The sequence below is a fragment of the Pseudomonas berkeleyensis genome (genome assembly GCF_014109765.1).
Lineage (GTDB): Bacteria > Pseudomonadota > Gammaproteobacteria > Pseudomonadales > Pseudomonadaceae > Aquipseudomonas > Aquipseudomonas berkeleyensis.
Genome location: NZ_CP059139.1, coordinates 3910308 through 3933598, shown reverse-complemented (window position 1 = coordinate 3933598; position 23291 = coordinate 3910308). Strand labels below are relative to the sequence as shown.

25 protein-coding genes are annotated in these 23291 nt (G+C 62.4%); 11 read left to right on the top strand and 14 right to left on the bottom strand.

Annotated elements, in window-relative coordinates; all coding sequences use genetic code 11:
* Positions 1-9 precede the first annotated feature (9 nt).
* Positions 10-1245 (bottom strand): NADH:flavin oxidoreductase/NADH oxidase family protein, encoded by a 1236-nt coding sequence (locus HS968_RS18205; protein WP_182367919.1) that lies wholly within the window; start codon positions 1243-1245, stop codon positions 10-12.
* Between the two features lie 79 nt (positions 1246-1324).
* The gene (locus HS968_RS18200; RefSeq protein WP_179624374.1) at positions 1325-2275 is read right to left on the bottom strand and encodes a GlxA family transcriptional regulator; all 951 of its coding nucleotides are present in this window, start codon (positions 2273-2275) and stop codon (positions 1325-1327) included.
* Between the two features lie 109 nt (positions 2276-2384).
* Between HS968_RS18200 and HS968_RS18195 the strand changes: the two genes are divergently transcribed.
* From HS968_RS18195 to HS968_RS18185, 3 genes are read left to right on the top strand one after another with little or no spacing between them, the layout of a single operon-like run.
* Positions 2385-3185: an SDR family NAD(P)-dependent oxidoreductase gene (locus HS968_RS18195; protein WP_182367917.1), complete on the top strand. Its 801-nt coding sequence runs from the start codon at positions 2385-2387 to the stop codon at positions 3183-3185.
* Positions 3186-3212: 27 nt separating this feature from the next.
* A complete protein-coding gene (locus HS968_RS18190) occupies positions 3213-3977 on the top strand; it encodes an SDR family oxidoreductase (protein WP_182367914.1) in 765 nt (254 codons plus the stop codon).
* Positions 3978-4035: 58 nt separating this feature from the next.
* Positions 4036-5226, top strand: a complete 1191-nt coding sequence (locus HS968_RS18185; RefSeq protein ID WP_182367911.1) for an MFS transporter — start codon at positions 4036-4038, stop codon at positions 5224-5226.
* On the opposite strand, the gene HS968_RS18180 is transcribed toward HS968_RS18185, so the two are convergent.
* Positions 5227-5736 carry a winged helix-turn-helix transcriptional regulator gene (locus tag HS968_RS18180; RefSeq protein ID WP_182367908.1) on the bottom strand — a complete coding sequence of 170 codons (510 nt, stop codon included), beginning with the start codon at positions 5734-5736 and terminating at the stop codon, positions 5227-5229.
* 133 nt (positions 5737-5869) lie between these two features.
* Here HS968_RS18180 and HS968_RS18175 point away from each other — a divergent pair, with 133 nt between their 5' ends.
* From HS968_RS18175 to HS968_RS18165, 3 genes are all read left to right on the top strand, one after another.
* A complete protein-coding gene (locus HS968_RS18175) occupies positions 5870-6166 on the top strand; it encodes a hypothetical protein (RefSeq protein WP_182367905.1) in 297 nt (98 codons plus the stop codon).
* Positions 6159-7490: a DUF1329 domain-containing protein gene (locus tag HS968_RS18170; protein WP_238338854.1), complete on the top strand. Its 1332-nt coding sequence runs from the start codon at positions 6159-6161 to the stop codon at positions 7488-7490. The genes HS968_RS18175 and HS968_RS18170 overlap by 8 nt, the downstream gene beginning before the upstream one ends.
* 76 nt (positions 7491-7566) lie before the next feature.
* On the top strand, positions 7567-8568 hold the full coding sequence (locus HS968_RS18165) for an NADP-dependent oxidoreductase (protein ID WP_182367902.1): 1002 nt from the start codon (positions 7567-7569) through the stop codon (positions 8566-8568).
* Between the two features lie 79 nt (positions 8569-8647).
* Here HS968_RS18165 and HS968_RS18160 read toward each other — a convergent pair whose 3' ends face one another.
* Positions 8648-9100, bottom strand: a complete 453-nt coding sequence (locus HS968_RS18160) for a MerR family transcriptional regulator (RefSeq protein ID WP_182367900.1) — start codon at positions 9098-9100, stop codon at positions 8648-8650.
* Between the two features lie 163 nt (positions 9101-9263).
* On the opposite strand from HS968_RS18160, the gene HS968_RS18155 reads away from it, so the two are divergent.
* Positions 9264-10013 (top strand): substrate-binding periplasmic protein, encoded by a 750-nt coding sequence (locus HS968_RS18155; RefSeq protein WP_182367897.1) that lies wholly within the window; start codon positions 9264-9266, stop codon positions 10011-10013.
* Here HS968_RS18155 and HS968_RS18150 read toward each other — a convergent pair.
* Positions 10007-10780: an SDR family NAD(P)-dependent oxidoreductase gene (locus tag HS968_RS18150; RefSeq protein ID WP_182367894.1), complete on the bottom strand. Its 774-nt coding sequence runs from the start codon at positions 10778-10780 to the stop codon at positions 10007-10009. The genes HS968_RS18155 and HS968_RS18150 overlap by 7 nt on opposite strands.
* Entirely contained in the window at positions 10777-11553 is a 777-nt protein-coding gene (locus HS968_RS18145) for an SDR family NAD(P)-dependent oxidoreductase (RefSeq protein WP_182367891.1), read from the bottom strand. Before HS968_RS18145 ends, HS968_RS18150 begins: the two co-directional genes overlap by 4 nt.
* A gap of 94 nt (positions 11554-11647) precedes the next feature.
* Here HS968_RS18145 and HS968_RS18140 point away from each other — a divergent pair, with 94 nt between their 5' ends.
* On the top strand, positions 11648-12535 hold the full coding sequence (locus HS968_RS18140; RefSeq protein ID WP_182367888.1) for a LysR family transcriptional regulator: 888 nt from the start codon (positions 11648-11650) through the stop codon (positions 12533-12535).
* 66 nt (positions 12536-12601) lie between these two features.
* Here the strand turns inward: HS968_RS18140 and HS968_RS18135 are convergent, their stop codons facing one another.
* Positions 12602-13357 carry an SDR family NAD(P)-dependent oxidoreductase gene (locus HS968_RS18135; protein ID WP_182367885.1) on the bottom strand — a complete coding sequence of 252 codons (756 nt, stop codon included), beginning with the start codon at positions 13355-13357 and terminating at the stop codon, positions 12602-12604.
* A gap of 138 nt (positions 13358-13495) precedes the next feature.
* Between HS968_RS18135 and HS968_RS18130 the strand changes: the two genes are divergently transcribed.
* Both HS968_RS18130 and HS968_RS18125 read left to right on the top strand, forming a co-directional pair.
* Positions 13496-14368 (top strand): AraC family transcriptional regulator, encoded by an 873-nt coding sequence (locus tag HS968_RS18130; protein ID WP_182371647.1) that lies wholly within the window; start codon positions 13496-13498, stop codon positions 14366-14368.
* A gap of 118 nt (positions 14369-14486) precedes the next feature.
* A complete protein-coding gene (locus HS968_RS18125; RefSeq protein WP_182367881.1) occupies positions 14487-14972 on the top strand; it encodes a hypothetical protein in 486 nt (161 codons plus the stop codon).
* Between the two features lie 7 nt (positions 14973-14979).
* Here HS968_RS18125 and HS968_RS18120 read toward each other — a convergent pair whose 3' ends face one another.
* On the bottom strand, positions 14980-16185 hold the full coding sequence (locus HS968_RS18120) for a YbfB/YjiJ family MFS transporter (protein ID WP_182367878.1): 1206 nt from the start codon (positions 16183-16185) through the stop codon (positions 14980-14982).
* Positions 16186-16312: 127 nt separating this feature from the next.
* On the opposite strand from HS968_RS18120, the gene HS968_RS18115 reads away from it, so the two are divergent.
* Positions 16313-17179, top strand: a complete 867-nt coding sequence (locus HS968_RS18115) for a LysR family transcriptional regulator (RefSeq protein ID WP_182367874.1) — start codon at positions 16313-16315, stop codon at positions 17177-17179.
* 22 nt (positions 17180-17201) lie between these two features.
* Here the strand turns inward: HS968_RS18115 and HS968_RS18110 are convergent, their stop codons facing one another.
* The 6 genes from HS968_RS18110 to HS968_RS18085 all read right to left on the bottom strand — a co-directional run bounded on the left by HS968_RS18110 (position 17202) and on the right by HS968_RS18085 (position 23117).
* Positions 17202-17681 carry a VOC family protein gene (locus tag HS968_RS18110; RefSeq protein WP_182367871.1) on the bottom strand — a complete coding sequence of 160 codons (480 nt, stop codon included), beginning with the start codon at positions 17679-17681 and terminating at the stop codon, positions 17202-17204.
* Between the two features lie 121 nt (positions 17682-17802).
* Complete coding sequence (locus tag HS968_RS18105; protein WP_182367869.1) at positions 17803-19974, bottom strand: TonB-dependent receptor plug domain-containing protein; 2172 nt, start codon at positions 19972-19974, stop codon at positions 17803-17805.
* A gap of 401 nt (positions 19975-20375) precedes the next feature.
* Positions 20376-20717, bottom strand: a complete 342-nt coding sequence (locus HS968_RS18100; RefSeq protein ID WP_182367866.1) for an antibiotic biosynthesis monooxygenase family protein — start codon at positions 20715-20717, stop codon at positions 20376-20378.
* 41 nt (positions 20718-20758) lie between these two features.
* Positions 20759-21733: a zinc-dependent alcohol dehydrogenase family protein gene (locus tag HS968_RS18095; RefSeq protein ID WP_179624393.1), complete on the bottom strand. Its 975-nt coding sequence runs from the start codon at positions 21731-21733 to the stop codon at positions 20759-20761.
* A 150-nt stretch (positions 21734-21883) separates the two neighbouring features.
* Positions 21884-22186, bottom strand: coding sequence for an ArsR/SmtB family transcription factor (locus HS968_RS18090; RefSeq protein ID WP_106736545.1), 303 nt, complete (start codon positions 22184-22186; stop codon positions 21884-21886).
* Between the two features lie 229 nt (positions 22187-22415).
* Positions 22416-23117 carry a hypothetical protein gene (locus HS968_RS18085; RefSeq protein WP_182367863.1) on the bottom strand — a complete coding sequence of 234 codons (702 nt, stop codon included), beginning with the start codon at positions 23115-23117 and terminating at the stop codon, positions 22416-22418.
* Positions 23118-23291: the final 174 nt, after the last annotated feature.

Sequence of the window (23291 nt, the reverse complement as noted above, 5' to 3'; positions counted from 1 at the left end):
GATTACCTTTCAGCTCGCCTGTCGCCGCTGCATCCAGCGCCGATATTGGCGAGTGCGGAAGATGTCTTTCACCTGCTGCGTCAGCAGCGCCCACAAGGGGGATACGCCGGGCTGGGACTCCCGGCCCTGGCTGAGCTTGTGCAGTTGGTATTTGACCACCGCCATGTTGGCCAGCGAGGCCAGCACCTTGTTGTTCCAGGTAATCGGAGGTAGCTGCGGGGCGTTGCCGCGGCCGAGCTGCCAGTCACGGGGCAGGTTCGGGTCGATGGCCAGGGCGGTGCCGATGCCAACCATCTCGATGCCGCTGGCCAGCACCTCTTGCGCCACCGGTGCACGGCGGATACCGCCGGTGACCATGATCGGCATGCTTGCCACGGTGCGGATCTCGCGGGCGAACTCCAGGAAGTAGGCTTCGCGCGCTAGGGTACGGCCGTCGCGGGCCTGGCCCTGCATGGCCGGTGCCTCGTAGCTGCCACCGGAGAGCTCGACCAGATCCACGCCTAGCCTGTCGAGTAGGCGCACTACCTGTTGTGCGTCCTCGGCGCTGAAGCCGCCGCGCTGGAAGTCGGCCGAGTTGAGCTTGACCGCCACGGCGAAACCCGGGGCGACCACCACGCGCACTGCCTTGACGATCTCCAGCAGCAGACGCGCACGATTCTCCAGCGAGCCGCCCCACTGGTCACTGCGCTGATTGCTCAGTGGTGAAAGGAACTGGCTGAGTAGGTAGCCATGCGCAGCGTGGATCTCCACCCCGGTAAAACCGGCCCGCTCCGCCAGACGTGCGGTGCGAGCGAAGCGCTCGATCACCTCCTGAATCACCGCCGGAGTCATTTCCTGTGGCGTGGCGAAGCGCTTGGACAGGTTGCCCAGCTCCAGTGCCACGGCCGATGGCGCCCAGGTCGGCTGGCCCAGGTTGACCTGCATCTGCCGGCCGGGATGGTTGATCTGCAACCAGAATTGCGCGTCCTTGGCGCGGCCGACACGGGCCCAGTGCTCGAAGCGGGGCAGTTGCCTGTCGTCTTCCAGCACCACACCGCTGGGCCCGGTCATGGCGCGGCTGTCGACCATCACGTTGCCGCTGATCAACAGACCGGCGCCACCTTCGGCCCAGGCCTTGTAGAGGCGTATCAGCTGAGTGGAAGGGGCATGGTCGGCATCTGCCATGTTCTCCTCCATCGCCGCCTTGGCGAGGCGATTGGGAAGGGTCGAGCCGTTGGGCAGGGCAAGGGGATCGAACAGGTTCATCAGCGCCTCCTCGGCTTAGGGTGAGGCGACCTTAACGTTGAAGTTCACTTTAATGTCAATGACTGTTCACGTGACTCGCTCAGGCCTTCACGCCCCGCACGTCGCGGCGTATTGCCTGGGGTGGGATGCCGAAGCCGCGAATGAACACTTCGCGCATGTGGCGGCGGTCGCGAAAGCCGGTTTCCTTGGCGATCACGTCCAGCGAATGGCGGCTCTGTTCGATCATCACCCGTGCGGCCTCCAGGCGCAGGCGTTCGATGGCCTTGGCCGGGGATTGCCCGGTCTCAGCGGTGAACACCCGGGTGAACTGACGCGGGCTGAGGTGCACGGCTTCGGCCAGTTCCTCGACGCTGAGCGGCTTGTGCAGGTTCTGCCGGGCGTAGTTCAGGGCGTTCTGGATGCGGTCGGATTTTGGCGCGAGAGTGAGCATCTCCGAGTGTTGTGACTGTCCGCCCGAGCGGCGCTGGTGCATAACCAGTTTGTGCGCCACCGAGCGCGCCACTTCAGGGCCGAGATCCTTTTCCACCATGCCGAGTGCCAGATCCAGGCCAGCGGTCATGCCGGCAGAAGTCCACACGTTGCCATCGATGATGAAGATGCGATCGTCCTCGACGCTGATCTGCGGATACAGCCTTTGCAGGGCGGCGCCGTAGGCCCAGTGGGTGGTTGCACGGCGGCCATCGAGCAGGCCGGCCTGGGCCAGCACGAAGCCGCCGGTGCAGATGCCGGCGACGCGGCGCGCCTGCTGCCCGGCCTGGTGCACGAAGGCCAGGGCGGCCTCGCTCGGCGGCGTTTCCAGCGGCTTGTTGACCCCGGCGATCATCCAGGTGTCGGCCAGGCCGGGGTTGTTCAGCGCGCGAGTTTCGATGCCCAGGCCCAGGGACGAGCGCACGATGCCGCCGGTGACGGAGAAGAATTCGATGGAGTAGAAGGGCGTCTCGGCGACGACGTTGGCGTATTCGAAGACGGTCTGGGTAGCCAGCGAAAGCACCTGGAAGTCGTCGGAGAGCAGGTAGCCGATTCTGTGCATGGTGAGTCTCGTATCAGGCGTGTCCTAAAACATGACTGTATACGTCATTTAGGTCTTTGCCCATCCTCGCCATGATGTGTCCCAAGCCCAACGCACTTGGAGACACACCATGAATACTGCATCGAAAGGCACCGCACTGGTCACTGGCGCATCTTCCGGCATCGGCGCGCTGTACGCCGAACGCCTGGCCCAGCGTGGCTACGACCTGATTCTGGTCGCCCGCAACCGTGACCGCCTCAATGACCTGGCCCGCCGCATCACCGACGACACCCAGCGCATGGTCGAGGTGCTGCAGGCCGACCTGGGCGACGCCGCCAGCCTGGCTAACGTGGAAGCCAAGCTCAAGCAGGACGCGAGCATCACCCTGCTGGTCAACAACGCGGGCATCGGCACCCACACGCCGCTGCTGGCCAGTGATGTCGGCCTGATGACGCGGATGATCGACCTCAACGTCACCGCGCTGATGCGCCTGAGCTACGCGGCCATCCCCGGCTTCGTCGAGCGCGGCAACGGCGCCATCATCAATATCTCGTCCATCGTCAGCATCACCCCGGAAGTACTCAACGGCGTGTACGGCGGCAGCAAGGCGTTCGTCACCGCCTTCAGCCAGTCGCTGCACCACGAGCTGGCCGACAAGGGCGTACGCGTCCAGGCCGTGCTGCCGGGCGCCACTGCCACCGAATTCTGGGACAACGGCGGCCTGCCGCTTGAGCACCTCGACCCAGGCATCGTGATGCCGGCCAGCGCCCTGGTCGACGCCGCACTGATCGACTTCGATCGCGGCGAACTGATCTCCATTCCATCGCTGCACGACGCCAGCCAGTGGCATGCCTACGAGGCGGCGCGCAAGGCCATGTTCAACCAGCTTTCCACCAATCAGCCCGCACCGCGCTACAGCGTTCAGCGTTAACCGACCCTTCATAACAGGAGCATCACCATGAAACTCAGCGCAAATACCATCTTCATCACCGGCGGCACCTCGGGCATCGGTCGCGGCCTGGCCGAAGCCTTTCACCAACGTGGCAACAAGGTGATTATCGCCGGCCGCCGCCAGGCGCTGCTCGACGAGATCGCCCGCGCCAACCCCGGCATCGACACCGTGGTGCTGGACATCAACGACGCGCAGCAGATTAAGGACGTGGCGCAGCAGGTGATCGCACGCCACCCGGACCTCAACGTGGTGATCAACAACGCCGGCATCATGCCGTTCGACGATGCCGCCTCGGGCGACCTCGACGATGAACAGGCGGTCGGCCTGGTGACCACCAACCTGCTCGGCCCGGTGCGGGTCAGCGCGGCCTTCGTCGAGCACCTCAAGCGCCAGCCGGATGCCACCATCATCAACAACAGCTCGGTGCTGGCGTTCATCCCGATTGCGGTGACCGCGCTGTACTCGGCGACCAAGGCGGCCATCCATTCCTACAGTCTGTCGCAGCGCTTCATGCTGCGCGACACCAGCGTCAAGGTGCTGGAGATCGCGCCGCCATGGGTCGACACCGACCTGATCCACAAGAGCGGCGACGCGCGCGCCATGCCGCTGGACGCCTTCATCGCCGAGACCCTGACCAAGCTGGAGACGGCGACCACCGAGGTGATCGTCGACGGCATCACGGCACTGCGCGCCAACGTCGGGCCGAACGAGCACGCACTGGTTAACCAGTTCAACCAGTCGATTATCGACAACCCCATCCCCGTTGCCTGAGCCCGGCGCCCGACCTCATCACGAGGTCGGGCGTTCTCGTGCACCCCTGGAGAACCTCATGCACAGCCCTATTAATGCAGCGAATCGCCTCGCTCTACGCCTGCTCAGCCTGGCGTATTTCGTTCAGGCGGTCGGCGCGCTTTCGGTGGTCGGCAGCCTGGAGGCGATCTCCGCCGCCTGGGCCTTGAGCATCGCCCAGAGCGCGCTGTTGATCACCGTGTTCGGCATCGCCTTCGCGCTCGCCGCACCGCTGCTGCAGATGACCCTGGGCCATCTGCGCCGGCGTGCCCAGGTGCTGCTGGGGCTGTCGATATTCAGCGTCGCCGCGCTGCTGTTCGCCGCGGCGCCGGATTACCAGACGCTTTTGGCGTCGCGTGTGCTGATGGGATTGGGCGCGGGCTTCATCGGCCCGGTGCTTGGCGCCCTGGGCTCCAACCTGGTGACGCGCGAGCAGCAGGGCAGCGCCATCGCCATCGTGCTGCTCGGGCTGAGTGTCGCGGGTTTGGCCGGCATGCCGATCAGCGCCTGGCTCGCCCATGAGTTTGGAGCGCGTAGCCTGTTCTTCGGGATCGGCGCCAGTGGTCTGCTCATCGCGGCGATGATTCTGGCGTGGGTGCCAAATCGTGTGGTGGGCCAGCGCGTTGCGCCGATTGAAGTCATTACGCTGCTGACCAGTGCCACTTCGCTGAGCGCGTTTCTGGTGGTGTTCTTCGTCACCACGGGTGTATTCGCCACCTATGCCTTTCTGGCGCCGATCATCGGCAACGATTTCCACGGCAGCGCCGACGACATCACCCTGGCGCTGACCGTGCTGGGTGTAGCGGGCGTGCTCGGTAACCTGCTGGTCACGCGTCTGGCGCTGCGGGTCAGTGCCGAGCGTTTGCTGCTGATCGGCATCGGCTTGCTGGCGCTGGATCTGCTGGGCCTTGCAGCGATGCCAAGGCTGTTCGGCGGGTTGTTGCTGGCCCTGGTGATTTGGGCACTGGCCACCGATATCGTCTGGCCGTCGCAGCAGCGGCGCATCGTCGAGCTGATGCCCGAGCAACGCGGCATCGCCCTGGCCCTGACCGCATCGTTCATGTTCGCCGGCATCGGCACTGGTTCGGCTGTCGCTGGGTGGCTCTATCCCATCGTCGGCTTCATCGGCTTGTTGCTGGCTTCGCTGCTGTTTCTATTGCTGGCTTTCGTCAGCCTGCGCTTTTCCGAGTGGCATGCCCGTATGCAGGTGATCGAAGCGGAGCTGAGCTGATCAGCGGCTGGCCTCAGCCCTCTGCTGAGCGGCCTGGCGCAGCTTGTCCAGGCGCTCACGTGTCGTCTCATCCGCACCTGGGCCGACGACCAGGCCGAGGTCTTTCAGCGCAAGCGGTTCGCCGTTGACATCCGTCAGTTGAACCGGGGCGAGCGTCGCTCCGGTCTTGCGGTTGATGGGAATCAGCGGGGCTCCCTCCGGCAACGGGTTCCACTTATCTCCCCACTGCATCATGGCGATGATGATCACGTGCAGGGCACGTCCTTTCTCGGTCAGGGCGTATTCGGTGCCGGCACCGACGGAGTGCTTGGCGACGATCTCATATTCCTGGAGCAGCTTCAGGCGCTTGGACAGGATGCCCTTGGAGATCTCCAGGTTGCGCTGGAATTCATCGAACTTGGTCGTGCCCCAGAGCAGCTCGCGGATGATCAGCAGGTTCCACCAGTCGCCCAGTACATCCACCGAGCGGGCGACAGAGCAATTGCGATCCTCGAAGGTGACTCGTTCCACGTGAATGTCTCCGGGCGGTTGGGTGGCGTGTGCCGATAAGAAAGCGGTTGACAGGTTTCATGATAGCACCTAATTTCTCGTCACAAGGTTCTGTTATAGAACCTATCGAGAAGCATCCTACCGAGGTCTACCCATGATCAAGCAACTCCTGACTGCGACGGCTTTCTTCGTCGTCGCCACCGCACAGGCCGAACCCCACGGCAACTGCGTCACCAATGAACTGGACGACCGCCTGATCACGGCGGATCTCGCGATTGCCGTCGGTAACTGCCACCTGGCCCGTGCCAGTGATGAAGGCGAGGCAATATCGGCGCTGGAATACGCCCACAGCTGGTTCCTGCAGGCGCAAGCACTCGGTTCCGGCCAGGCGCGCCAAGGCCTGGACGTCGTCGAAGGAAAACTGGCGCAGGCAGGGCAAGCCCATGACTAAGGCGATCACGATCTCGGTGCTGGCGGCGACCCTCGCCGCCAGCTTCAGCCTTGCTGCGGCCCAGGAGTTCACGCCGCTGGGCGCCGAAGCTGCCGGCAATGCCGACGGTTCCATTCCGGCCTGGACGGGCGGCTTCAGTCGTGGCGTGACGTGGAGTGATATCGGCAAGCAATTCGTCGACCCCTTTGCCGGCGACCCGGTGAAGTTTTCCATCGACGCCAGTAACTACGAGAGCTATCGAGACAACCTCACGCCTGGGCAGATAGAACAATTGCGCCGTAATCCGGACGGCTATCGCCTGAACATCTACGAAACGCGGCGTACCGCCAAATACCCTGAATACGTCTACGAGGCGGCGCAAAAGAACGCGCAGACAGCCAGGTTGGTCGCGGGCGGCAATGGGGTACTCGACTACCAGGGCTACTACCCCTTCATCCATCCCAAGAGCGGGGTGGAGGTGCTGTGGAACCACTTCATGCGCTACCGGGGCGGCAGCCTGTTGCGCACGCATACCCAGGTGATCACTCAGCCGAACGGTGCTTTCAGTGAAGTCCAGCTTGAAGACCGCGCGGCCTGGCCGGAGAACCTCAATGGCTTCGACCCGGTGAGCGACGCCAACATCATGATCTTCTCGACGCAGAAGGTGACGGCGCCGGCCCGCCTGGCGGGAAACATCCTGCTGGTGCAGGAAACCATCGATCAGGTCAAGGAGCCGCGTCTGGCCTGGCTCTACAACTCCGGGCAGCGTCGCGTGCGGCGGGCTCCACAGGTCGCTTATGACGGCCCCGGTACCGCCGCCGATGGTCTGCGTACCTCCGACAACTACGACATGTACACCGGCTCGCCGGATCGCTACGACTGGAAGCTGGAAGGCAAGCAGGAAATCTATATCCCCTACAACAACTACCGCCTGACCAGTCATGAGCTGACTTCGGACAAGTTGATCAAGAAGGGGCATCTCGATCCGGCCTATCTGCGCTATGAAAAGCACCGCGTATGGAAAGTGGTCGGCACCCTCAAGCCGGGTATGCGCCACATCTACGCCAAGCGCGTGTTCTATGTCGATGAAGACACCTGGCAGATCGCCCTGGCCGAGCACTACGACAGCCGTGGCGTGCTGTGGCGGTTCTCCGAGGGCTTCCATGTGCAGTACGACTACGCCGACACACCCTGGTATGCGGGGGAGGCGATCTACGACTTCAGCAACGGCCGCTATCTGGTGTTCGGCCTGACCTACAACAGCGCGCAGCCCATCACCTTCGGTTTCAAGGCGAGCAAGTCGGAGTTCGTGCCGGCCGCTCTCAGAGCCCAGGGAATTCGCTGATCCAGCGATAGATCGTCTAACCATCCGGTGGCGTCTTCCTGTGCCACCGGTCACGCAGTGAACCCAGGTCATGTCAATGAAAGCCTTCGTCATCGAACGTTATGGAAAGCAGGAACCCTTGCAACTGGCCGAGGTGCCGGAGCCGAAGCTGGGCGAACAGGACGTGCTGGTGCAGATCCACGCGGCCAGCATCAATCCGTTGGATCTGAAGATTCGCAGTGGTGCGCTCAAGCGGATTCTGCCGCTGCGCCTGCCGTTGGTGCTGGGCAACGACCTGGCGGGTGTCGTCACGCGGGTCGGTGCCAAGGTTCAGCGCTTCAAACCGGGCGATGAGGTCTATGCCCGCACCGATACCCGTCGCATCGGCACCTTCGCCGAGTTCATCGCTGTCGCCGAATCCAACCTCGCCCTGAAGCCGCTCAGCCTGAGCATGGAGGAGGCGGCCTCGATCCCTCTGGTCGGCCTCACTGCCTGGCAGGCACTGGTGGAGAAGGGCAACCTGCGCAAAGGACAGAAGGTCTTTATCCATGCGGGTTCTGGCGGCGTTGGCACCCTGGCGATCCAGTTGGCCAAGCAGCTGGGCGCGAGCGTCGCGACCACCACCAGCAGTGCCAATGTCGAGCTGGTGAAAAGCCTCGGCGCGGACATCGTCATCGACTACAAGAAGGACGATTTCGCCAAGACGCTGCGTGACTACGATCTGGTGCTGCACAGCCTGGGCGCGGAGGAGCTGGAGAAATCCCTGAGTGTACTCAGACCCGGCGGCCAACTGATCACGCTGTCCGGCCCACCCGACCCCGAGTTCGCCAGAGATGCCGGCATGCCCAAGCTGCTGCAACTGATCGTGGGCCTGTTGAGCCGCAAGATTCGCAAGAAGGCCAGGCAGCGCCAGGTCAACTATGCCTTTCTGTTCATGCGTGGCAGTGGCGAGCAATTGGCCAGGCTGGGCGAACTGATCGACAGTGGCGTCATTCGCCCGGTGATCGACAAGGTCTTCCCGTTCGAGGCCACCGATCAAGCCCTGGCCTACGTCGACAGTGGGCGTGCGAAGGGCAAGGTGGTGGTCAAGGTGAGGTGAGCCTGGTGTCGGCTGGAGTAGCGATCCGGCCATTCACCAACGGAGGTGGTACGCGCGGCGCACCCTACGAAGGGCAGCCTTATGCGCGCTTGCTGTTCTTGCCGGCGCGCTTGGGCGCCTCGCTCGGCTCGCCCAGGTTCATCTTCGATAGCACCCGCCTGGCGTTGGCGGCGCAGTCGAGGTCGTCCGGTTTGCTTTCGATCTCGTCGATCAACGCTAGCAGGTGCGTCTTGCTCTGCGCCAGGCGCTGCTCCAGCGCTTCGATGTCTTTCACTTTTGCCTGCAGGGTGTTGAGCAGTTTGCCGTGTTGCCATTGCGACAGATCCTGCGGCAGCAGCGTGCGCAGTTCATCCAGGCTGAAGCCGGCTTGCTGGGCCGTGGTGATCAGGTTGAGCACCATAACAGCTTGTTCCGGGTAGCTGCGATAGCCGTTGGCCTGGCGCTCCACCAGCTTGAGCAGGCCAATGCTTTCGTAGAAACGAATACGCGAGGCTGCCAGGCCGGTACGCTGCGCCAGTTCGCCGATCTTCATGCCGATTGCGCCTCTATCGTGATGGCTGACTCATAGGTTGAAGCACTACTTTAACCTTCGTTTTCGCTCATGCAACTGCTGCGTTTTCCTGACACGAGTGGCAGCGCGATGCAGGCGGCAACGGCTATGATTGCCTGATCCCTCGAATCGCCAGGCAGGATGCGTGAAGCCTTCGATATTCGCCTTAGCGCTGCTCTGTCTGTTGTCTGGTGCCCTGGCCAGGGCCGAGCCATATCAGGTCGTCACGGAGGAGTGGGCACCCTACAACTACCGCGACAACGGCCAACTGACCGGCATGGCCACGGAGGTCGTGCGGGCGATCATGGCGCTCACCGGCGATGACTTCGAGATCGTGTTGCTGCCGAGCATGCGCACCGCTCATGCCTTGCAACATCGTCCGCATACCATCATGTACTCGCTCTTCCGTACGCCTGAGCGTGAGCCGCTGTACAAATGGGTCGGGCCCATCGTGGAAGAGTCCATTCATCCCTATCAGTTGGCCAATGCATCGCAGTCGATCAACTCTCTGGAGCAACTGTTGCGGGCGCCGCAAATCACCACGCGGCATGCCGGCCTGGTGCCGAACATGCTGCAATCGCTGGGTTTCAATAACCTCGACAGGAGCGCTGGCGAGAGTCATCAGCTTTACCGCATGCTGCTCGCCGGTCGTACCGACATCATCGTCGGCGACACAGACGCCGGGGTGGCCTACTACAGCGGTCAGTTGAACATCGCCCCAGGCACCTTGCGACGGGTGCCCATCGAGCTGTATCGCTCATCGCTTTACATCGCCTTCAGCCGTGACAGCGACGACGCGCTGGTCGCCGCCTGGGCCGCGGCTCTGGCGCGGCTGCGGCGCACGGGTGAGCTGGCGCGCATCCAGCGACGCTACGAACGGCCAGATGCTCAGTGACCGGCTGAGACACCCTGGTCGATGGCCATGTCCGCCCCGGTGATCGAGCGGGCGCCGGGCTGGCAGAGAAAGAACGCCAGCTCAGCCACTTCCTCCGGCTGGATGAAGCGCGCTTGCTCGCCCTGCGGGTACTTCGCCAGCAGCTCGCGGTAGTAAGCGTCCGGATCGCCATTGCCGTAACGCTCGGCCTGGAATTTGAGCATGGGGGTGTCGATATCGCCGGGCGAGACGGCATTGCAACGCACGCCGTAGGGCGCCAGGTCGAGTGCCAAGGCCTTGGTGAAAAGGCTGAGGCCACCCTTGCTGGCGCAATAGGCCGCTGCATTCGGGTTGCCCTGGCGCCCTGCATCGCTGGAGATATTGACGATCGCGCCGCGGGTTTGCTGCAGATGGGGGATGGCGGCAGCGCAGATGAAGAAACTTGCCTTGAGGTTGACGTCCAGTACCAGGTCGAAATCCTCCTCGCTGAAGGATTCCACCGGCCCCTCGCGCCACACGCCTGCCGCATTGATCACCGCATCGAGTTGCCCGGCCGCTTCGATTGCCGCATTCACCACTGCGTTGCAGGCCGCTGGTGTACGAATGTCCGCCGCCAGGCTGCCGACGAGCATGTGGCGCTTGCCCAGTTCGGCCAGGCCGGCGGCATTGGCGTCTGTGGCAAACACCTGCCAGCCACCGGCCAGAAAGCGGGCGACCAGCGCACTGCCCACGCCCCCGGCTGCGCCGGTGATCAGCACCACGGGGTTTATCGTCGATTCTGGCTTCATGGCGCTTTGTTCTCGATCAGGCAATTGCCGCCGTCGACCACCAGGGTTTCGCCGGTGATGTAACTGGCCTCGGGGGAGGCGAGGAAGGCCACGGCAGCTGCCACTTCCTCGGGCCGACCGGCCCGGCCCACCGGTACATAGGCCGCGGCGCGCTGTTCCTCCGGCGTACTCGATCCGGTGGCGATCCAGCCGGGAGCCACGGTGTTGACCGTGATGCCGTGACGGGCAACCTCCAGCGCCAGCCCCATGTTCAGGCCCACCATGCCGGCCTTGGCTGCGCTGTAGGCCGCTTCGCCCGGATTGCCGCCTCGCGTGCCGGTGGTGGAGCCGATATGAATGACCCGGCCATGACCGCGTGCCTGCATGCCGGGCAGCAGCGCACGGGTGAGCAGGAAGGCACTGGTCAGGTTGCGGGCAATCGACAGGTTCCACATCTCCAGGCTCATGCTGGAGACCTCCGCGAACGGTTCGGGACTGCCCTGCATGGCCATGCCGGCATTGTTGACCAGAATGTCGACCCGTCCCCACAGCCCTTCGGCCCAGGCGGTGAACGCCTGCACGCCAGCTTCATCGGTGAGGTCGACCGCCTTGCCCTCGGCTTCGTAGCCTGCGGCGCGCAGCTCGGCGACACGCTCTGCTATACGTGCGCTGCTGGCTGTGACGATCAGCTTCGCTCCAGCCGCGCCAAGGCGTCTGGCGATGGCCATGCCGATACCCTGCTCACTGCCGGCACCGCTGACCAGCGCGACCTGGTCTTTCCAGTTCTGACTCATGACGCTGCTTCCTCTCCTGCTACAGATAGCTGGAAATTAGGGAGGATTAGCTGATAAATAAAGACGATCGTTATCAGGAAAGCTGACAACAACCATGGCATTCAACAGCGAAACCCTGCGTGTCTTTCTCGCCGTGCTCGATGCCGGATCATTTTCTGCTGCTGCGCGCCGGCTGGGTCGTGTGCCCTCGGCGGTGAGTATGGCGATTGCTCAACTCGAAGCGGAGCTGGATCTGGAGTTGTTCGACCGCAGCACGCGCAAGGCGCTACCCACCGAGGCGGCGCTGGCACTGGAGCCGCAGGCGCGTCAGGTCGCCAGCCAGCTCAACCGGCTCGATGCCCAGGCGCTGCAACTGCATCAGGGCCTGGAGAGGCGTCTGGTGATCGCCATGGCCCCGGAGCTGCAGAGCGGCATGTGGAGCCAGCCCCTGGTCGACCTGGCGAATGAGTTCCCTTTGTTGGAGATCGAGGTGCGCTCCGCCTCGCAGGCCGAGGCCGTACGCCTGATGCACGAAGGCAGCGTTCACCTGGCGCTGGTGTTCGAGCGCCCAGGCATCGATGAGCGCGAGCGCTTTCTCGAAGCCGGTAGCCAGTTGCTGGTGGCGGTCGCCGCGCCGGATTACCTGAAAGCAATGGACGCGCAGATGATGGTCGATACACGGCAGATCATCGTTGCCGCAGGCTCGCCGTCGGCAACCGATCCGCAGGTTGTGCTCTCCCATCGGCTGTGGCTCACCGACAGCCACCTAGCCACCCTGAACCTGGTGCAGGCGGGGCTCGGGTGGGCGTATCTGCCGGCGCCTCTGGTCGCTGCGTTGATTGCCTCGGGTAGCTTGCAGGAAGTGAAATTCGACAACATGGCCAGTCAGTTGCGGCTTTGGGTCGATATCGTCTGGAGCAGCGGTCGACCACTGGGATTGGGGGCTCGACGTTATCTGGAGCTGATAGGGGAGCGGATACAGGCGCAGCCGCCCCGAGGCTAGAACCGACAAGCAAGTGCTCGCGGTGACACGAACACTTGCCTGATCACATGGCGTACTGCTTGGTGGTCAGATCGTCTGCCCGCCGGATACCTCGATGCGTTGAGCGTTGATCCAGCGATTCTCCTCACCAAGCAGGCCAGCGATCATCGGGCCGATATCGTCCGGCACGCCGACACGGCCAAGCGCCGTCATATTCGCGAATACCGTGTTCAGATCCGGCATGTCGCGCACGGCACCGCCGAGAAAATCCGTCTCGATCGCGCCGGGTGCCACGGTATTGACCGCGATCCCCCGGCTGCCCAGCTCCTTGGCCAGGTAGACGCTCAGTACTTCCACCGCTCCCTTGACTGCCGAGTAGGCAGCAAAGCCCGGATAGGCGATACGCGTCAGCCCCGAAGAAATGTTGACGATACGACCACCGTCGGCCATCAGCGGCAGCAGCGCCTGGGTGAGGAAGAACACCCCTTTGAAATGCACGTTCACCAGCGCATCGAACTGCGCCTCGGTGGTCTCGCTAATCGAGGCCATGTCCCCGTGTCCGGCGTTATTGACCAGGTGATCGAAGTTGTCGCGCTGCCAGGTATCGCGTAGCGCCTGGCGCAGGCGCGCCACGAAAGCTGGGAAGGTGCTGACATTGCCAGCATCGAGTTGCAGCGCGACGGCCTTTCGCCCCAGTGCTTCGACTTCAGCGACCACAGCAAGCGCGGCATCGTCCTGGCTGTGATAAGTGACGACGACATCGCTACCCTGGCGAGCGATATTCAGGGCGGTATTACGGCCGAGGCCACGGCTGGAGCCAGTTACGATGGCGATCTTGGTCATGGTAAAAACCTCTGTTTGGTGAAGGGGATTTCATTGTGTGATCCGTGGGGTGACCCCGTCCTTACCGAAACCTCGACGCTTTTTGCCTATTTCTCCAAGGGTGAACAACGTGCCCATGACCAGCCTCAGGAACCCACGATGAGCACAGCCTTGCTGGAGGTCGTTCGCGACTATCTGGATCAACATGCCGATCCCAATGGGCTTGCCCAAACCCCCATTCCTGGCTTGACCATCATCCGTACGCTCAAGCCCAGCGGGCTGGATTACGCGATCACCCGGCCACTTGCCTGCCTGGTGCTGCAGGGTGGCAAGCAGGTCATGATGGGAGCCCGCACATTCACCTTCAGCGCCGGTGACTCATTGCTGATTACCGCCGATGTACCGACGGTTAGCCAGATCATCGAAGCGAGCCCCGAAGCCCCATACATATCGTTGGTGATCGACCTGAATCCTGCTTTGCTCACCGAGTTGATGGAGGAAATGAAATCGGCCCCAAGCACGGAAGAGGCGCCGATAAAGATCGAACCGACCGACAGCGAAGTGGCCGAAGCCGCGTTGCGCCTGATGCGCCTGCTGGATCGTCCGGCTTCGGCTGCGGTGCTGCATGCCTCGCTGGTGCGCGAGCTGCACTACTGGTTGCTGGCTGGGCGTCATGGTTCGGCGATCAGCCGCCTGGGCTGGCCGGACGGCCATGCGCAGCGGATCGCACGGGCGGTGAAGGTGCTGCGTACCGAGTTCACCCGGCCCTTGCCAGTGGAACACCTGGCTTCCGTGGCCGGCATGAGCACCTCGTCATTCCATCAGCACTTTCGCAACCAGACGTCGCTGACGCCGCTGCAATTTCAAAAGCAGCTGCGTTTGATCGAAGCGCGTCGGCTGATGTTGGGGGAGGGCGCTACGGCCAGCAGTGCGGCGTTCGCGGTGGGGTACGAAAGCGTCTCGCAGTTCAGCCGAGAGTACCGCCGTCTGTTTGGTTTACCTCCAGCCCGAGACACGAGCGCTGCTTGTTAGGGCAATGTGCAGCCCAGCGCTTGCACGTTTTCCAGCCGTGCGGACCGAGACTGCATACAATGAGCGCCTGATCATTCCAGGCCATCAACATGGCTGCAGCGACCAAGGAACCCGCCTTATGGCCTCCCCAGACAAACAGAAGAAGCGCGCCCAGCGGGCCAAGACCAAGGCCAAGCAGAACCGCATGGGCAAGCCCAGGCCTCAGGTCAATCTCGTCCACCCGATTCTGGCTAATCCGCTGATCGACGAGCCGTTCGATGATGTTGAGATCGACCTCAGTACGTTCGACTTCCAGGACATTGAAGAGAACGGCTTCGATCCGGCGCATTTCGACGACCTGTTCCAGGCGATGAAAGCCGGCGAGGGCATCAGCCTGCTCGCGCTGTGCCTGGTGTTTCTGCAATACCCGGTGCTGGAACTGGTAGTCGCCGAGGAGTCGCAAGACGCCGCGACCGATTTCATGATAGGCCTGTTGATCGTTTACCGCGCGATATTCCATGGCGAAGACGAGGATACGGCGGTCGCCTGGATTGGCAGCGAGGCGTTCCAGAGCGCCTATAACGAAGCGTCTCTGATCCTGGAGAAGAAGAACGCCTTACGCTGAGCGTCCCTCATGTGACCTCTCGGCCTGCCGGTGTATTGCTCCACGATTTGCCCAGCAGTGACGGCAATTCGAGCAGCAAGGCCACCAGCACCGCGCCAATCGCGACCGTGAACAGCAAGCGATAATTCTCCTGGCTGGCCGAGAACAGCGCCGAATAGGCATAACCGGCAAGCGCCTGGAAGGTCGCGAAGGAGATGGTTGCGCGGCTCCAGGTGGCGTTCTGCTGGGCATGGCCAGTCACCAGTTGATGCACGCGCGCCAAGGCCAGCGGCACGATGCCGGGTGGGAAGGAGCCGATCACCAGTACGGCGGCGCCAAGTACATGCAGGTCACGGCTTTCCACCAGCACGGTAATGGCCATGGCTTGCATCAGCAGAACCAGGCGTATCGCTGCGCGGGCACCCAGGTGGTCGGCAAGGTAGCCATATACCACCGGGCCGACGATGGCGCCGACGCCATACAGCGTCCAGATGGCCGCACCGCTGTGGCTCCCTTCGCCCAGACCGCGACTGATGTAATCGACCAGAAACATCATCGGTGCCACCAGGCTGCTGGCCATCAGCGCGTATTGTGCGAATAGCAGGCGCACGCCGCCTGCGCTCTGTGCCGGCTCGTGTGGGGTGGCCGGCTGCGGAGCATGAGCGAGGTCGTCTGGCCAGCCGCGCCAACTGCTCAGTGTCAGCACTAGGGCGACCACGGCCATGCCGGTCCAGGTGGTCGCCAGGCCCTGAGCCAGAAGTATCGGCACCAGTGTGCCGGAACCAGCGATGCCGAGGCCCAGACCCAGAAAGATCGCGCCGCTGGCCAGCCCGCGTCGACCCGCCGCGACATGCGGCAGGATGGTGCTGGCGGCCAGTACCATGATCACGCCACCGGCGATGCCCGAGAGCAAGCGCCAGGAGAAGAACCAGGCCACTGACAGCGGCCAGGCACAGGCGAGGAACGCCAGGCTGACCAGAAGCATCATCGCCCGCAATACGCTGGCGCTGGAGTGACGCGCGGCCAGCGGCCGGCCGATCAGCGCGCCGACGAGATAGCCGGCCAGGTTGGCGGCGCCCAGGTAGACCACTGCCGAGGCGGAAAACCAGTGCGCCTCAATCAGCGATGGTATCAACGGGGTGTAGGCGAAGCGGGCCAGACCGATGCCCACCAGGCTGGCGCACAGGCCAGCCCAGATCGGCATCCACAGCGAGCCCTGTGTGTGGCTGTTCATGATCGTCCCCTGAGCGTCCGGCGGACGCCATCGAATGAGATGGCACGATCATAGGAGGCTTGACTGAAGAAATAACGCAGCGTTATTAACGTTCACTAATGCAAAAATGCATCAGAGAGAGCCTGCAATGAACTGGGACGACGCCCGCGTATTTCTTGCCTTGTGCCGTGAACAGACCTTGCGCGGTGCGGCTCGTGTACTGGCCGTGGATCAAGCCACGGTCGGTCGCCGGCTCGCCTCGCTGGAGCAGTCCCTCGATGCCACCCTGTTCCTGCGCACGTCAGCCGGCTACAGCCTGACCAGCGCGGGAGAGCAGGCGATGAGGGCGGCGCAGGACATGGAGGCGGCGGCGGCCGATCTGCAGCGCCGCATTCTCGGCATGGATGAACGCATGAGCGGTGAGGTGCGCATTACCACCACCGACTCCTTTGCCGTCGACTTCATCATGCCGGCCATTGCCGCGCTGCGCCTTGAACACCCTGGTATCGAGGTCAAGCTGCATGCTTCAACGCAATTGCTCAATCTCAACAAGCGCGAGGCGGATATCGCCGTGCGCAACCTCAAGCCGGACAACCCCGAGCTGATCGTGCGTCGACTCGCTCGTTGGAGCAGCGCCGCCTTCGCCTCGAAGGACTATGTCACCGTGCGCGGCATACCCGAACCGGGCGCTGCCTTCGCCGGGCATGACTTGGTGCTCTATCAGCCCTATCTGGACAGTGGGCGTGAGGTCACGCTTGGCACCGAGCCGATCACTCACGGGCGTATCGCCATGACCTGTACCTCGGGCTTGATGGTTCGCCGGGCGCTGGCAGCGGGCATCGGCATTGGCGAGGTACCGCTACCTCTGGGTTTGCGCGACGGGCTGGTACGGCTGTGGGCGGATCGTGAACACGCGCCCTATGACATCTGGCTGGTCACCCATCGGGACGTGCGCCACACCGCGCGGGTTCGTGCAGTGATCGATGCCATCGTCGCGGTTTTCGCTGGGCTTTGATGGCACGCCTCGCGTGCTGGCATCAGCCCTTCAGTGCCGCCTCGATCCGGGCGATGTCGATCTTGCTCATGGTCATCATCGCCTCGAAGGCGCGCTTGGCGGCTGCGCGGTCGGGGCTGGCGATGGCATCGCTCAGAATGCGCGGTGTGATCTGCCAGGAAATGCCCCATTTGTCCTTGCACCAGCCGCATTCGCTGGCCTGACCACCGTTGTTGATTATCGCGCTCCACAAGCGATCCGTCTCGGCCTGATCGTCGGTGGCGACCTGAAACGAAAACGCCTCGCTGTGCTGGAATACCGGGCCACCGTTGAGGCCGAGGCAGGGAATGCCCATCACCCTGAACTCAACCGTCAGCACATCGCCCTGCTGGCCGCTGGGGTAATCACCAGGGGCGTGATGTACGGCCAGCACGGCACTGTCCGGGAAGGTTTCTGCGTAGAAGGTCGCAGCCTCCAATGCGTTGCGGTCGTACCAGAGGCAGATGGTGTTCTTGCTGGTCATCCTGAGTCTCCAGAGCGGTGTATGGAGTCAGAAGTCTAGTCGGCCACAACGGCGGCGATGCCCGAATGGAAAAGGCTCCCGGCACTGATGTGCCGGAAGCCTTTGGCGCGAGAGGAACCGATCAGAAGGCGGTTTGCACGCGTACGTAGAAGGTGCGGTAGGTGCCTTCCTCGGTCAGGCTGTTGCTCTCCAGCAGGCCATTGGCGCCATAGGTGGTGGCGCGGCTGTCCTCGTTCTGGGCGAACAGGTTGAGTACCGACAGGTTCAGGCTGGTGTTCTCGCTGAGTTGGGTGCGCGCCGAGATATCGACACGGCCGACGGCATCCTGATCGGCTTCTGCCGTCTTGCCCGAGGTCAGTCGATACTTCTGGTTGTAGCCGCTGTTCCAGTTGTAGTTGACGCCGAAGGTGGTGCGCAGGCTGGCCAGGTAGTAGTCGGCGCCGGCGTTGAACAGGTAATCCGGCTGATCGAGGAAGCGCCGGGTTTCGCCGGTTGCTTCGCTCTTCAGGCGGGTGTGCACGGCGGTGGCGTTGGACCATAGCGTCAGCTGCGGCAAACCAATGGCATCCAGTGGCGCGCGTGCTTCCAGTTCCAGGCCGCTGGCCTGGCCGTCACCGGCGTTCTCCGGGCTGCTCAGCCAGCGACCGTTGTCCTGCTGGCTGAGGACGCTTTCGATCTTGTCGCGGAACTGACGGTGGAACAGGTTGGCCGAGAGCAGGCCACGCTGATCATTGAAGAAGTGATCCAGGCCCAGGTCGACACCCCAGATGGATTCTGGCGTCATCCCCGGGTTGCCGCCGGTGTCGGGCCTGGCCAGCGTGCCGGAGTCGGTGGTGACGGTCGGGCTCAGCTCACGCAGGTCAGGCCGGCGCAGCGTTCGGGCGATGCCCAGGCGCCAGTCGGTATTGGCGCTGAGATGGCCGAGGTAGCTGATCGAAGGCAGCGGGCTCAGCTTGCTGGTCTGCTGCTTGGCGCCGCTGAAATCGCGGGTGCGGGTGTGGGCATCTTCCAGGCGCAGGCCGTAGGTCAGGCTGTCGCCCCAGGGCAGGAGCCAGGTGTCCTGGGCGAACAGATGGGTGATGTCTTCACGAACCTGATAGGTGCGCGCGGCATTGATCGGCCGGACGGTGCCGTTCTCGATGTTGCTGTTGTCTTCCTCGCGGGTTTCGCGGCGCGCCCCGGCGCCCCATTCGAGGCTGTGCGCGTCGAGCAGCGTCTTGACCTTGAGATTGGGCGATACCGAGGTCATGTGAATGTTCTCGTCGCGCAGACGCGTACGATCCAGGGTGCCATTGGCCCGGTAGCGTTTGGCGTCGCGGCTGGTGTCCTCGTCGGCCTTCTGCAGGTCAAGGCTCAGCAGCAGTTCGGTGTCATCGCTCCACTGGTGCGTCCAGTCGCTGAGCAGGCCGAGGTTGGTGCGCTTGCGCTCGCGATCCTCGAACTCGGTGCGACGAACCGCGTTCTGCGCAGTTTCCAGCTCGGCGGCGATGTCGTCGCGGTATTCGGTGGTCTTCAGGTAGTCGAGCTGGAAGTTCAGACGGTTGGCATCGTCTAGACGCAGCTCCAACGAGGGCAGGAAGTTGCCCTGCTCGAAGCGGCGCTCATTGGTGCCCAGTTCACCGCCATTGGCGCCGCTATTGCTGAACACCAGCGAGTCCTTGCTCTCGTTACGGCGTTGCAGTTGCACGCCGCCCGCCAGGTTCAGCGTGACGTTGTCGTTGCCCAGGCTGTAGAAGGCGGTGGCATCTCCCAGGCCGCCGTTGCTTTCCATGTGCCCGGCGCCGATACCGATCTCGCCATTACCGCCCTTGGCGCGCTGCTTGAGAATGATATTGACGGTGCCCGCAGCGCCCTGGCCCTCCTGGCTGGCCAGGGGCGAGCGGATGATCTCGACACGCTCGACCAGCGAACTGGGGATGCGATCCAGCTGCACGCTGCGCTTGGAATTGGCATCGAGAATGCGTCGGCCGTTGACCAGCACCTGTGCGTACTCGGGGCCGATGCCGCGCAACTGCACCTCACGCGCACGGTTGGCGCCAGCGAAGGAGACCCCGACCAGGCGACGAAGAGCATCGCCCAGCGGCTGGTCGCCGAACTGGTTGAGCTGCTCGGCTTCGATGACGGCTTTCGAACTGCTGGCTTCACGCCGTTCGGCGTGAGCCCGTTGCACGGCGTTCTCGATGGGGGCGCTGGAGATTTCCACCGCGTCCAGGCTGACGACCTGGGCGGCAAGCGGGGCGCTGCAGCTGGCCAGCAGAAGACCCAGCAGAGCTTTCTTATTCCTGTTGTGCATGATGGCTCACATTGTTTTAGATTTATTTAATGATAATTATTTCCAAATGTATAAATCAATCATGCGCATGAAAATCATTGGCAGAAGCCGCCTGCCCGGTGGCAGTCGCGGGAGGGCACTCACCTGAGGTGGGGGGCGCGCCATGTTGACGAGGTGGAGAACGAGTAACGCGGTGGACGATGCGCTCAGCGGTGAGCCGGATCTCGCGCAGGTGCGAGCGGCCTTGAAGACGCCTGGATTCGCGTTGGAGGGGGAGCGGGCGTTGCCATGAAGCACGGAATTGACCTGCCAGCCATGCGCTCAGAGCAATAACTGTCAGGTCAAATCACTGTTGCTGAAAATTGGCGGAATCAAGTCTGAGGATTTCTCGAAACGAACCGTTGCTTAAGACCAGTAGGCCTCTAAGGCGCTGCCTGATCGAAGATGCTGCTCTGTTCGTTCTGTCCTCCAGAAACGAAAGGTGCATCTTCAATGTGGTAGACCGTCGGTTCTGCCGAGAAGTATTCCTCTAGCCCATCCATGAATACCTGATGGTCATCACTCGCTTCGAAGACCTTGTGGTCTGCAAGTGAGCGCCAGCGCACGATGAGGTTGAATACCTGAGGCATTTCGATGCCTTGCGTGAGCATGTGGCCGCCGTAACCCGTGGCGCGTTTCAGCAACGGTTCGACATTGGCAAATGCACGTCTGAAATTCTCGATGTGTTGCGGGGGAACGGGGAGTAGAGCGATCTCGTAAATCATGGGATTTCTCCAAAGTGGTTTGCGTATTTGAACGTTGCCGTTTACCGGGCGAGCGATGGCTCGACGGCAATCGCGATCTTTCCGCGAAGGCCGTTGTTGGGGCTTTCCAGTAGCGCGTGAGCGCGAGGGATGTCGGCAAGCGAAAAGACCGCGCCAACGTGTGGCCGCAGTTGGCCGCGCTCGATCAATGCGCTCAGCTCATCGAGCTTGCCGCGGTTCTGGCGGGTGAAAACGAAGTGGTAGCTTGCGTTCTTGCCCCAGGCCTGGATGACGTTCTGCGGCTGGGCGATGTCCACGATCGAGACCACGCGGCCCAGTTGTGCGAGGGCGTCGGGGCTGCGTGACAAGGTATTGCCGCCGATGGTGTCGAATATCACGTCGACGCCCTGGCCACCGGTTTCCCGCAGAATGGCGTCGACGTAATCCTCTTGCTCGTAGTCGATGACCACGTCGGCACCCAGGCTTCGTGCGAATTCGAAGTTTGCCTCGCGCACGGTGGTGAACACCCTGGCGCCTATGGCTTTTGCCAGCTGGATCGCCACATGACCGACGCCTCCCGCGCCGCCGTGCACCAGAATGCTTTCGCCCACCCTGAGCGATGCACGCACCACCAGTGCTTCCCATGCCGTGCCGCCAACCAGAGTCAGGGTCGCAGCCTCGAGATGGCTCAGCGAGGCAGGCTTCTTCCCGACAATGTTCTCGGCCGCAACGTGGTACTCGGCGTAGCTACCGGGGCCATCAAAAATTTGCGGGGTGTACCAGACTTCGTCGCCTGGCACGAAGCTCGTCACACCGGGGCCGACCGCTTCGACGACGCCCGATACGTCATGCCCGGTAATGCTTGGCAGCGGCACGTAGTCGGCGTAATCGCCGCGGCGAACCTGGAAATCCAGCGGGTTGATGGAGGTGGCGTGGACACGAACCAGAACCTGTCCTGCTTGCGGTACGGGCTTGGGCACGTCACGCAGTTCGAACGATTCCGGGCCGCCAAATGACTTCAGTATCTGTGCTTTCATGGTAAACCTCGTTTCTGGAAAAAGGGATATAGGGAATTTTCGATATATTGATGCGAAGATTTAAGGGAGTTTCTATGGCCTCAGTTCATTGTGAGTTCTCGTTTCGGCAAAAAGGAATATCGAGATTTTTCGATATTTGTGGGTGAAAAATTACAGCTCCTTGTCCAGAAGCTCGGCAAGGGCACGGATGTTTGCTTCATTGCGCTTGTAGTAGGTCCATTGTCCGATACGACGGACTTCCACCAGGCCCACGCGTTGCAGCGTCGCGAGGTAATCGGACACCGTCGACTGCGACAGACCGACACCTTCTTGAATGCTGCTGACGCAGACACCCACCGTATGAACGTCCCCTTCATCCTGTGGGGGGAAGTTCTTCACGGGATCCTTCAGGCCTTTCAAGATCTTGAGGCGTGTAGGGTTCGAGAGGGCTTTGAATACGTCGATCAGTTCCATGGGGAGCGATAATATCGATATTTACCGATATGTCAATGCGTGATTCATTCATGCTCAACGGTACGCCCCCATCCATCGATGCAGGCCCCCTCTGGCGGGCGCTTTATCAAGCAAGCATCGAAGGGCTGGCTATCGCTCATTTACCAACATCGGGAGCGAGCCGTGGAGGCGCTAAGGTTTTGAGCAGAAACCCACCTCGCGACAGGTTTCTGCTTGGCTCAAGGCCTGTTCACTTGGCAGCCGTTTCCTTCACGGAGTCGGTGCGATACAGCGCCAGGTGGTTGGTGATGCACATGTCCATCGCCTCGATCAGGAACAGGTGGGGCTTGTCCTTGATCGGCGGCACCAGGCAGCGGCTGGCAACGCGTTGGCCGAGTATTTCCGCGTCGATGTAGATGAGGTTCACCGGCGATTTCTCCGGGTTTTCTTCGGCGCTGAAGAAGGCGCGGGTGTATTCCTCGTCCCCGGCGGTTTTGTCGAAGACGCTGCTGTCGATCCGGGTGGTCAGGACTTCGCCGACAGGTAGTTCCTGGCGGCTCAGAATGGCCACGCCAATCGGGCCGGTCAGCCCGGCGAGCAACGAACTCTTGCGCAGCTGCGACTGCAGGTTGGCGTAGGTCACGAAGTGATGGACGTTGATGGATGGCTGCGTGCCCAGTTCTGGAAACTTTTCGTAGGCGCGGTGGGCGAGCAGCCGTGAGCCTGTGGGCTTGGTCGCGGTGTCCGGCATGCGATAGATCGCATAGGCGCTGCTGGTGACCAGCAGACTGAAAATTTCCTTCTCGCTTTCGCTGCTTGGGCGTTGATCGTGGATGACGATCTTGTCGGATTGCTCGATGCCAGGATATTCCGGTGGCGGTAGCGAAGGTTGGCTGGCGCAGCCGGCAATGATCAGGGTGCTGGCGACGAGAAGGCGTTTAAGGGTGTGCATACGACATCCTGTTGTCGGGAAGGGCTGTTGATTCATGACCAGGCAACGCGCAAGTGCTGAACGTATGGTGGCCATGGGCTACACATGCTCGCTCAAGCCCTGTGTGTTTTCAATGCGCGCGGTATTGATGGATGAAACCTCCAGGCAAAGCGCCGTGCGCGGTTAGTATTGGCC